This is a genomic window from Paenibacillus sp. Z6-24 (assembly GCF_054161335.1).
In genome coordinates, this window is sequence record NZ_CP096398.1 from 711,970 (window position 1) to 723,823 (window position 11,854).

The following is an 11,854-nucleotide window of genomic DNA, read 5'->3' on the forward strand; positions in this document are numbered from 1 at the left end:
ACCATAATTTTCATGAAAACTATCAAGGTATCCAAGCAGGCTGCCGATAATAGAGTTGACGTAATTGCTGAATGCCGGAACCGACTATTTCAACAACCTATAAATGTTAAAAGGATGGGAAAACAATTGAAAAAAGTCGCATCAGTCATGGCCATCATGTTGCTGGCCGCTGCAGTGGTACAACCTGGACACGGACATGCCGCCAAATCTTCAAGTGAAATCCAAAAAGAGCTAAACGCTGTTGAGCAAAAGGCCCAGAAGGCAGAGCAACAGCAGAAAAAAGCCCAGGCGCAAAAGCAAAAATCTGCTGCACTCAAGAAAAGTGCACAAAAAGACCTGAGTGCCGTTCTGCATGCAATCAATGAAGTAAACAGCCAGATTGCGCGTGTGTCCAATAACATTACGAAGACCGAATCGGGTCTTCGCCAGTCCAAAAAAGATCTGGCCGAAGCTAAAGAACGTATCAAGGCACGTGAAGGCATGATTGATACGCGAGTAAGAATGATGTACACCGATGGTATGGTATCCTATCTGGATGTACTGATGTCTTCCACCAGTTTCTCTGATTTTGTGGATCGTGCAGATTCGCTGCGCATGATTGTGGATCAGGATCAGGATATTCTGGCCCAACATGAGAAAGACAAACAATTTGTCATTGTGACTCAGAATAAATTAAAAGCACAGTATGCCTACGCGAAAAGCCTGTACGCCGAAAAAGCATCGCGTAAAGGTGAACTGGATGCCAAAGAAAAAGAAAAACAACGTCTGATTGCCAAATATGATCTGCAAATTGTAAATGCCGAAGAAGCAACGGCAGAGCAGGAGCAGGCACTGTGGGATCTGGCCGACAAGCGGGCAGCCCTGTATCGTGAAAAAACAGCTGCTGAAGCACAGGAACGCGCAGCAGCTGAAGCAGCTCGTGCAGCCGCCGAAGCTGCCGCCCGTGCCGCAGCCGCAGCATCCAGTGGCGGATCTTCTTCGGGCGGTGGCAGCAGCGGTGGTGGAGGCGGAGGTTACCAGGCCAGCGGCAATGGTATACTTGGTGTACCGGTTATTGGTGCCCGCTTGTCTTCTCCGTTCGGTTATCGTACCAACCCGGTTACCGGAATCTACAAACTGCATGCGGGTGTAGACTTTGCAGCACCTCAGGGCACACCTATCGTAGCCTCGGATGGCGGCACGGTTGTTATAGCCGGAGCGATGAGCGGTTATGGTAATGCGGTTATTATCGATCACGGTAATGGAATCCAGACGCTGTATGGTCATATTCGTAATGGCGGCGTGATGGTATCCCAAGGTCAGAGTGTCAGCAAAGGCCAGAAGATTGCCGAAGTGGGTTCTACAGGTAACTCTACCGGACCACACTGTCACTTTGAAGTACGTGTAAATGGAACAGCCGTTGATCCGCTGGGCTATCTGTAAGCCGGCGGAACAGCTTTTTAATGGAGAGAGGCGGTAATACATGATGAGAAAACGCACGGTGGCACTGCTCGTTATTGCCATGATGGTGCTCAGCAGCGTACTGACGCTGGCTGTAGTCAATCTACCGTCTTTTGTGCAAAGAGCTTCAATGGGGCAGGGCGTAATCGGTGCGCTGAGCGGCGGTGGACTCACCGACCAGGAGCAAAGCAAGCTGAGTACTGTCGCCAGTCTGATTGAAAATAATTATTACCAGAACGTAGATGAAGATAAATTGGTCGATGGAGCGATTAACGGCATGCTGGAAGCGCTCGGTGATCCGTATTCCAGTTATATGGATACCGATACAGCCGGACAATTCTCCGAATCGATCGCCGGTTCCTTTACCGGTATCGGTGCCGAGGTATCCGAGGATAACGGCAATGTGGTCATCGTATCCCCGATTAAGGGTTCACCTGCAGAGCAGGCCGGACTGCGTGCCAGAGATGTGATTGTCTCCGTCAACGGAGAGAGTCTGTCGGGCAAAGACCTCAATGCCGCAGTAGCCAAGATCCGGGGAGAAAAAGGTTCAACGGCCAAGCTGGAAGTCAAACGGGCGGGCAGCAGCGAGACGATGACATTCGATATTGTACGTGATGATATCGCAATGGAGACTGTGTATGCGCGTATGACCGATGATAAGATCGGCGTAATCGAGATTACCCAGTTCTCGCTGAATACGGCACAACGTTTCGGAGAAGAGCTGCAAAAGCTGGATGCCAAGGGAATGAAGGGACTTGTAATCGATGTCCGCAATAATCCGGGCGGCGTACTGTCTGTTGTCGAAGAGATGGCCGAGCAATTTGTACCCAAAGGTAAAGCGCTCGTACAGGTCGAGGACAAAAATGGTCAGCGTCAGGTCACCAATTCGAACGGTCAGGGTGTGAATTATCCGATTGCCGTAGTAACCAATGGCGGCAGCGCCAGCGCGTCGGAGATTCTGGCCGGTGCACTGAAGCAGTCTGCCGGTGCTACCCTCTACGGAGAGACTACCTACGGCAAAGGCACCGTACAGACCAGCATGGATAATCTGTTCAATGATGGCAGTCTGATCAAGATCACGATTGCCAAGTGGCTGACACCAAATGGCGACTGGATTCACAAAAAAGGAATCAAGCCCGATGTGGAAGTGGATCCACCGGATTATTACACCGTGACACCGATCAACAAGGACAAAACCTTGAAATATGACATGAACAACAATGATGTGAAAAGTGCACAGATTATGCTCGCCGGACTGGATTATACGGTGGATCGCAAAGACGGTTATTTTGACCGCGAGACGGAAGTGGCTGTTCGATCGTTCCAGCAGAATCACAAGCTGGCCGTAACCGGTACGATTGATGCCAAGACCGCTGCTGCACTGGAAGCCGAACTGATCAAGCATATCCAGGATCCTCAATATGACGTACAACTGAATAAAGCCATCGCTGGTATCAAGCAAAAGCTGAGCGGAACAAAGTAAAGCCCCTGGAGTATAATGCTATAGCAGCATGAGCGACCGGAAGGGCATCTGAGGATGAATGATGGATTGTAAAAAGAAGGCTGTCACAGCCTTCTTTTTTTATGTACAATAAAGAGTGTTGGACAGCGGGTTAGCGCGTATGGAAAGCAAAGGAGTGTGAAGCGTGATGACAGTGTTGGGAGAAGCACTCCGTATCACTGGTGGTGCCATAGGACAGCTGCTTTCGCAGCCGTTTTACTATATATTTCTGATCGGTCTGCTGCTGCATTACAGGCGGCAGGGGCTATTGGAACGCAAACTGTTTAATATAAGGGTGCACGTATATGCCGGCAGGGTCGTCCGGACCGTGATTACCGGTTTGATCATTGGGGTTATCCTGTCAGCGGTGATGCTGGGAATTGGCATACATATTGAAAAAGAAGTGATCTGGTGTCTGGGGATTATCATTGTGCTGCTGTCGCTGATTCGTCTGCGGCTGGCACATCTGATGGATGCGCTCGCTGTGCTCGTTATTCTTCATGTAGCGCTGCTGCTCGCTCCGTCATGGCAGCCGGCAGGATGGTTTGGTGAAGCGGTACAAGCGATCCGTCATGCCGATCTGCCGGGTCTGCTGGTGATTGGCGTGCTGCTGCAGCTAGCAGAAGCCATACTGTTCCGTGTGCAGGGCCCCGGGCTATCTTCTCCAGTAGTGATTGAAGGCAAGCGCGGCAAACCGGTAGGCGCTTATGCGATGGAGGCTTTCTGGCCGGTGCCGCTCTGGCTGTTAATGCCGGCGGCAGAAGGATTTATGCTGCCATGGAGTCCTCTCCACAGCGGCGAATTCTGGAGCGGCGGAGCAGCGGTTACTGCTCTGCCGGTAATGATCGGATGCAGTATTCTAACACAGAGTCGTCTGCCGGTGGACAAGGCACGTATCGTCTCCAGAAGGCTTCTGCTGAGCAGTCTGGTGCTGCTTGTACTGGTTGCTGTCGCGCTCTGGTGGGCGCCGCTGGCAGTGCTGGTGATCTGGATCGCTGTTATCTGGCGCGAGGTAATCGTTTACCTCAGCAGACGAGAAGAGCTGGAGAGCATCCCGCTCTATACCGAGACACTGCGCGGTCTGCGGGTACTGGATGTGATTCCGGGCAGTCCGGCGCATGAACTGGGTATACGGGCAGCCGAGACGGTATATAAGGTCAATGGAGTTCCTGTGCATCATCCACAGTCCCTGCATGAAGCGCTGCGGATGAACCCGGCCTTTTGCAAACTGGAAATACTCAATATTCACGGGGAAAGCAAATTCCTGCAGCGGGCGATCTATGCCGGGGATCATCATCAGCTGGGCATGATTTTTGCTCCGGATGATCAGGCGCCGGTCTCACCGGATATCCAGCAGCTGTCGGCATTTCATCTGCTGGGTCGTCCGCGGACACGCCGTTTGTCAGGCGGTATGGGTCAATCCAATGGGAATAGGCAGATTGAAGCGACCGGATTGCCAGCCGGTTCAGTTAAAGAAACAGCTCCGGCAGAAGCAGACACGGATACGTCAACTGAAGCGCACTCTACTGCCGCTTCTAATGCTAATGGCATTCTGCCCAAGCGAAGCCGCCGGGCAGGCAGCAAGAAATAAAGGGAAGCCGTCCAGCAGTATCCATTCTTGCAGTGCAGGATGATTTCGTTGTTCATACGAATAGAAAAATTAATGTGAAAAGAAATGTTAATGTGAACAGTAAATTTCATCTGAACAGCAAAAAAAGCACACGGACAAGCCGGGAGATCCCGCTGTTCGTGTGCTTTTTGATATGGATATACAGTTTACATTATCCGATCAGGCCGGCTGGCTACTCCTGCAATTGGCGCAGCACGATAATTTCAACGCGCCGGTTTTTCTGTCTTCCGGCTGCGGTGGAATTATCGGCGGCAGGGCGGGTAGCCCCGTAACCGGCATACTGGAAGTTGGCTTGATCAAGTCTTTTGGTATCGATAAAGTAGCGAAGTACCGACAGTGCCCGTGCGCCTGACAGTTCCCAATTATCCTGATACCGGGAAGCGTAGACGATCGGAAGACTATCCGTATGGCCTTCAATGCTGATCGTTGTATTGATCGATTGGAACAAGCTGGCGAGCCGGGCAAGCGTACCGAGTGAGCGGGCTTTGAGATCGGCCTGGCCTTCATCGAACAGAAACTGGTCGCTCAGGGTAATGGAGATGCCCTGCGGCTTGTCTACGACAGATACCTGATTCTGCAAATTATTGGTCTGTACATAATTTTCAATGACCTGCATCAGATTTGCCAGTTCCTGTTCCTGCTTGCGAAAGGCTTCTTCGCGGCTGGTCAGCTGTTCCTGGCCTTGTTTGCCGCCCTGCTCTCCCGCCTGGTTCTGCTCGGAATCGGAACCGCCGTTGTTTACATTCTGGCCTGCTGTCCCGGTCACTCCCTTGCCACCGTCCAGCACCGAGTTGGGACTCTGGAAAGTGAGCTGCAGCGACTCGGTCAGCACCTTGTATTTGTCGGAGTCGATCTGGCTGACCGAGTACATTACGATGAAGAAAATCAGCAGCAGCGTGATCAGATCGGCATAGGTAATTAACCAGCGGTCCTTGTGGTCGTGACCGGTATTTTTATTGCGGCGAGAATAACGTCGCATCGTTATTCCTCCCTCATTCGTGGTTCATTATCGGAATAACCATCCGTATCCGTCAGGAATGTCTCCAGCTTGCGGCGCACCAGCTGTGGATTCTCACCGTTCTGGATGGAAAGAATGCCTTCGAGCAGCATTTCCATCGTCTGCGTCTCCAGTTCGCTGCGTGCCCGGATTTTGGAAGCGAGCGGCAGGAAGATCAGGTTGGCACTGGCAACCCCGTACAGAGTGGCTGTAAAGGCAACCGCAATCGAGCTGCCCAGGCCGGTTGGTTCACTGAGACTGCCAAGAACCTGGATCAGGCCCATAACCGTACCGATAATCCCCATCGTTGGCGCATAACCGCCGGCAGAATCAAAGATTTTGGCATGCTGTTCATATTCCTGCTCGACCTTGGCCATTTCCAGCTCCAGAATCTGCCGGATTACATCCCGGTCGGTGCCATCGACAACCTGCTGTAAACCTTCCCGCAAAAAGGCATTTTCATGCGATACGGCCTGCGGCTCCAGTGCGAGTACACCGGCACGCCGGGCATGCATGGACATATTGACGACATCTTCGATGAGCTGCTCATTATCCGAACGAACCGGCACGAGTACCGTCCGCATGGCCTGCGGAAGCTTTTTCAGACGTGATGCCGGAAAGCTGATGGCCACGGCAGCAGCCGTTCCCCCAAATACGATCAAAGCTGCAGCTCCCTGAAGCAATCCTCCAGCGTCGCCGCCTTCCCATAAAAACCCCCCAATCAATGCAGCGATTCCTGCAATAATACCGATAATCGTTGTTAAATCCATTTATCCATCTCCTGTTCTGCGTCTGGGAAGTAATTGTATATTTATGCTTGCCGGCTCTCCGGAAAAAGAACAGACAATGTTTCAATATGAAAAAAACGTCTGAAAAAGTTGTCGTTTACAGACGTGTTTCAATTGCATAAGTGAAAGCTGGAGAGTATAATAGAAGGGAACAAACATTCCTATTCAGGACTTTTATGTTGTTAATTTATGTTATATAAGTATTAACCAATAATGAGATTCGTCTATTCAGGATGTGCCATTACAGCCAACGCTGGGTATAGTATTATGTGTCCGGCACTCTGATGAACGGTCTCTTTTGTTATTATCGGGCAAGCGTAATATATATTTTAGACGATAGGGTGATGCAGGGCAATGAACGATATTGTTGTCAGCTCCAAAAAATTCGAGATTGAGTCGGAATTCACGCCGCAGGGTGACCAGCCTGCCGCGATTGAAGAGCTCGTACAGGGCGTACAGCAGGGCAAGAAGTTCCAGACACTGCTGGGCGCGACCGGTACAGGTAAGACATTTACCATTGCACAGACCATTTCCAAACTGCAGCGTCCTACGCTGGTTATTGCACATAACAAGACGTTGGCAGCCCAGCTGGCGAGCGAGTTCAAGGAGTTTTTCCCGAATAACTCGGTCGATTATTTTGTCAGCTATTATGATTACTATCAGCCGGAAGCGTATATTCCGTCTTCCGACACGTATATTGAGAAAGACTCCAGTATTAATGAAGAGATCGACAAGCTGCGTCACTCGGCGACCAGTTCGCTGTTTGAACGTCGTGATGTCATCATCGTAGCCAGCGTATCCTGTATCTACGGTCTCGGTTCACCGCAGGAATATGGTGGCATGCTGCTGTCTCTGCGGGTAGGCATGGAAAAGTCACGCAACGAGATTTTATCCCGTCTGGTAGATATTCAGTACCAGCGCAATGATATCAACTTCGTTCGTGGTACATTCCGTGTACGCGGGGATGTTATTGAGATTTTCCCGGCTTCCAAAAGTGAACATGCCGTACGGGTCGAACTGTTCGGTGATGAGATCGAGCGGATTACCGAGATCGATGTATTGACCGGCGAGTTGGTCGGTGAACGCGAACATATCGCGATCTTCCCGGCATCTCACTTTGTCACCAAAGAAGAAACGATGAAAGTCGCCATCAAAAATATCGAACGTGAGTTGGAAGACCGCCTCGCCGTGCTCAAGGAACAGGGCAAGCTGCTGGAAGCACAGCGTCTGGAACAGCGTACACGCTACGATATCGAGATGATGAAGGAAGTCGGCTTCTGTTCCGGGATTGAGAACTATTCCGGACCGCTTACTTTCCGTGAACGGGGAGATACGCCATTTACACTGCTCGATTATTTCCCGGATGATATGCTGATCGTGGTCGATGAGTCCCATGTGACCCTGCCGCAGATCCGGGCGATGTATAATGGTGACCAGGCGCGCAAAAATGTGCTGGTGGATCATGGATTCCGCCTGCCATCCGCACTGGACAACCGTCCATTGAAATTTGAAGAGTTCGAAGACAAGATCAACCAGATCATTTTCGTATCCGCTACTCCGGGACCGTATGAGATGGAGCACTGCGACACGATGGCCCAGCAGATTATTCGTCCTACCGGACTGCTTGATCCGATTATCGAAGTTCGTCCGACCAAAGGACAGATCGATGATCTGATCAGCGAGATTCATCTGCGTATCGAACGGGATGAACGGGTGCTGGTGACTACACTGACCAAGAAAATGTCCGAGGATCTGACCGATTATCTCAAGGAAGTCGGCATTAAGGTCAGGTACATGCACTCCGATATCAAAACGCTGGAACGGATGGCGATTTTGAGAGATCTGAGGCTGGGGACATTCCATGTACTGGTCGGGATCAACCTGCTGCGGGAAGGACTGGATCTGCCGGAAGTCTCACTCGTTACCATTCTGGATGCCGACAAGGAAGGCTTCCTGCGTTCCGAACGTTCACTCATCCAGACGATAGGCCGGGCAGCGCGTAACTCCGAAGGCCGGGTTATTATGTACGGTGACAAAATCACCGACTCCATGGCCAGTGCGATGCGCGAGACCGAACGCCGTCGTACGATCCAGATTGCCTATAATGAAGAACATGGCATTACCCCACAGACGATCCGCAAAAAAATACGCGATGTCATCGAAGCGACCAAAGTGGCCGAAGGCAAAGCGGACTATATGGCGGAAGTGGGCAAAGCCAAGATGTCCAAGCGCGACCGTATGGCACTGATTCAGCGTCTGGAGACCGAGATGAAGTCTGCCGCCAAGGAGCTTCAGTTCGAACGTGCAGCCGAGCTGCGCGATGCGGTACTGGAACTGCGGGCAGAGATCAGTTAATTCCTGTTCCTGCTGACGATGGATCGCTGCTATTATACCGAATGAACATTATGCACAATCCAAGGTTGTTGGGTGATTCCGGATACAGAACCGGAATCCCCGGCAACCTTTATCATAGTTTGGCCGTTTATGCGCACAGCTCTGACATTTCACAGGTACACTATGAAATGGCTGGGCACGTGGTGATTATTCCGGAAGCACCGGATTTGGAGGTTGGATTATTTGTCGAATAAATATATTGAAATCAAGGGCGCACGAGCGCATAACCTGAAAAATATTGATATCAGTATCCCGCGTGATCGTTTTGTCGTATTGACCGGACTGAGCGGATCAGGCAAGTCATCGCTGGCTTTTGATACCATTTATGCAGAAGGGCAGCGCCGTTATGTGGAATCCCTGTCTGCCTACGCACGTCAGTTCCTCGGACAGATGGACAAACCGGATGTGGACTCGATCGAAGGATTGTCTCCGGCGATCTCGATTGATCAGAAGACGACCAGCCGTAACCCGCGTTCCACGGTAGGTACAGTCACCGAGATCTATGACTATTTGCGGCTGCTGTTTGCACGTGTGGGACATCCGCATTGTCCGAACCATGGCGTCGAGATCACTTCTCAGACGGTAGAGCAGATGGTGGACCGGATTATGGAATATCCGGAGCGTACCCGTCTGCAGATTCTGGCACCGGTCGTATCCGGCCGCAAGGGTGAACATAAAAGTATTTTTTCGGAAATCTCCAAACAGGGCTTTGTACGTGTGCGTGTAAACGGAGAACTGCGTGATCTGTCCGAAGATATCCAGCTGGAGAAAAACAAAAAGCATACAATTGAAGTCGTAGTTGACCGGATCGTCGTTAAGGAAGACATCGCTGTACGTCTGGCCGATTCGATTGAAATGGCGCTCAAAATGTCCGGCGGTCAACTGCTGGTGGACATTATCGGTCAGGAGGAGCTGCGTTTCAGTTCCAACTTTGCCTGCCCAATCTGCGGATTCAGTATTGAAGAACTGTCTCCACGGATGTTCTCGTTCAACAGTCCGTTCGGTGCTTGTCCGGAATGCGACGGGCTCGGTATCCGTATGGTCGTTGACCAGGATCTGCTGCTGCCTGATCGCAGCAAAACGATTGAAGAAGGAGCTTTCCAGGCATGGAGCGGCGGATTATCCAACTATTATCCACAGTTCCTGAAATCGGTCTGCGAACATTATAAGATTCCGACGGATGTACCGGTATCCGAATTGACCGAGCAGCAGGTGAATCTGATTCTGAATGGCTCTGATGGACACAAGATCCGCTTCCGCTACGAAAGCGACTTTGGCCGTGTGAAGGAAGCACAGGTTGTGTTCGAAGGCATCATTCCCAACCTGGAGCGCCGCTACAAAGATACGTCCTCCGAGAGCATGCGCGAATATATCGAAGGCTTTATGAGTGCCAAGCCTTGTCCGGTATGTAAAGGCAAACGTCTCAAAAAGGAAATTCTTGCAGTAACGGTAGACAAGCAGAATATCGCTGACGTTACCGATATGCCGATTGGTGATGCCAAGGAATTTTTCGAGCATATTCATCTGAGTGAAAAGGAACAGAGCATCGCGCGTCTGATCCTCAAGGAGATCTGCAGCCGATTGGGCTTCCTCGTCAATGTCGGTCTGGAGTATCTGACCATGTCACGTGCAGCCGGTACTCTGTCCGGCGGTGAAGCACAGCGGATTCGTCTGGCGACCCAAATCGGTTCCAGTCTGACCGGGGTTCTCTATATTCTGGATGAGCCGAGTATCGGTCTGCATCAGCGGGATAATGACCGACTGATCAAGACGCTGGAGCATATGCGTAATCTGGGCAACACACTGATCGTTGTCGAGCATGATGAGGATACGATGATGGCAGCAGACCATATTATCGATATCGGACCGGGTGCAGGGATTCATGGCGGTCAGGTAATCGCCCAGGGCACACCGGAAGAGATTATGAATGATCCCAACTCACTGACCGGACAGTACCTGAGCGGCCGCAAATTCGTTCCTGTACCGCTGGAGCGCCGCAAGCCGGATAACCGCTGGCTGGAGATTCGCGGAGCCAAGGAGAACAACCTCAAGAACATTAATGTCAAAATACCGATCGGTGTATTCACTGCAGTAACCGGCGTATCCGGTTCCGGTAAATCAACACTGGTCAACGAGATTCTGTACAAAACGCTGGCGCGTGACCTGAATCGTGCGCGTGTGATTCCGGGACAGTACCGGGAAATACGCGGTCTGGAGCATGTCGAGAAAGTCATCGATATTGACCAGTCCCCGATCGGTCGTACGCCTCGTTCCAATCCGGCGACCTATACCGGCGTATTCGATGATATCCGCGATCTGTTCGCCCAGACGAATGAAGCCAAGGTACGCGGTTACAAAAAAGGCCGCTTTAGCTTCAATATCAAAGGCGGCCGCTGTGAAGCCTGCCGCGGCGACGGTATTATCAAGATTGAGATGCACTTCCTGCCTGATGTGTACGTTCCATGTGAAGTATGCAAAGGCCAGCGCTATAACCGCGAGACGCTGGAAGTGAAATACAAAAACCGCAATATCGCGGATGTACTGAATATGACGGTGGAAGATGCGGTAGACTTTTTCCAGAACATTCCGCGTATTCAGCGCAAAATGCAGACCCTGCTGGATGTGGGTCTCGGTTATGTGAAGCTGGGCCAGCCGGCCACCACACTGTCCGGCGGTGAAGCACAGCGTGTGAAGCTGGCTTCCGAGCTGCATCGCCGCAGCACCGGCAAGACGATCTATATTCTGGATGAGCCGACAACCGGTCTGCATGTGGATGATATTGACCGTCTGCTGGTTGTGCTGCATCGATTGGTCGATTCCGGTGAATCCGTACTGGTTATCGAACACAATCTGGACGTGATCAAAACGGCCGATTATCTGATCGATCTCGGACCGGAAGGCGGCAGCGGCGGCGGTACGATCCTCGCTTCCGGTACTCCGGAAGACATTACCAAGGTAAAGGAGTCCTATACCGGACACTACCTCAAACCTGTACTGGAACGGGATACGGCACGTAGCCGTGAACTGGAAAGCAGCCAGGTCTAACCCTTCACCTATGGCAGGCTGTTGAAAGAAAACAAGCATTTTTTCTATTCAACAGCCTG

General features: G+C 51.4%; 7 protein-coding genes. 5 read left to right on the forward strand and 2 right to left on the reverse strand.

What is annotated here, in order from left to right; translation table 11 throughout:
* Nucleotides 1-126: 126 nt before the first annotated feature.
* From M1D61_RS03090 to M1D61_RS03100, 3 genes are all read left to right on the forward strand, one after another.
* A complete protein-coding gene (locus M1D61_RS03090; RefSeq protein WP_458121152.1) occupies nt 127-1,422 on the forward strand; it encodes a murein hydrolase activator EnvC family protein in 1,296 nt (431 codons plus the stop codon).
* A 40-nt stretch (nt 1,423-1,462) separates the two neighbouring features.
* A complete protein-coding gene (locus tag M1D61_RS03095; RefSeq protein WP_458121153.1) occupies nt 1,463-2,923 on the forward strand; it encodes a S41 family peptidase in 1,461 nt (486 codons plus the stop codon).
* Nucleotides 2,924-3,089: 166 nt separating this feature from the next.
* Nucleotides 3,090-4,532: a PDZ domain-containing protein gene (locus tag M1D61_RS03100; protein ID WP_458122399.1), complete on the forward strand. Its 1,443-nt coding sequence runs from the start codon at nt 3,090-3,092 to the stop codon at nt 4,530-4,532.
* 211 nt (nt 4,533-4,743) lie between these two features.
* On the opposite strand, the gene M1D61_RS03105 is transcribed toward M1D61_RS03100, so the two are convergent.
* Both M1D61_RS03105 and M1D61_RS03110 read right to left on the reverse strand, forming a co-directional pair.
* The gene (locus M1D61_RS03105; protein ID WP_458121154.1) at nt 4,744-5,550 is read right to left on the reverse strand and encodes a flagellar motor protein MotB; all 807 of its coding nucleotides are present in this window, start codon (nt 5,548-5,550) and stop codon (nt 4,744-4,746) included.
* A gap of 2 nt (nt 5,551-5,552) precedes the next feature.
* Nucleotides 5,553-6,338: a flagellar motor protein gene (locus tag M1D61_RS03110; RefSeq protein ID WP_458121155.1), complete on the reverse strand. Its 786-nt coding sequence runs from the start codon at nt 6,336-6,338 to the stop codon at nt 5,553-5,555.
* 372 nt (nt 6,339-6,710) lie between these two features.
* On the opposite strand from M1D61_RS03110, the gene uvrB reads away from it, so the two are divergent.
* Both uvrB and uvrA read left to right on the forward strand, forming a co-directional pair.
* Nucleotides 6,711-8,711, forward strand: coding sequence for an excinuclease ABC subunit UvrB (uvrB, locus tag M1D61_RS03115; RefSeq protein WP_458121156.1), 2,001 nt, complete (start codon nt 6,711-6,713; stop codon nt 8,709-8,711).
* Between the two features lie 222 nt (nt 8,712-8,933).
* Entirely contained in the window at nt 8,934-11,795 is a 2,862-nt protein-coding gene (gene uvrA, locus M1D61_RS03120; RefSeq protein ID WP_458121157.1) for an excinuclease ABC subunit UvrA, read from the forward strand.
* Nucleotides 11,796-11,854: the final 59 nt, after the last annotated feature.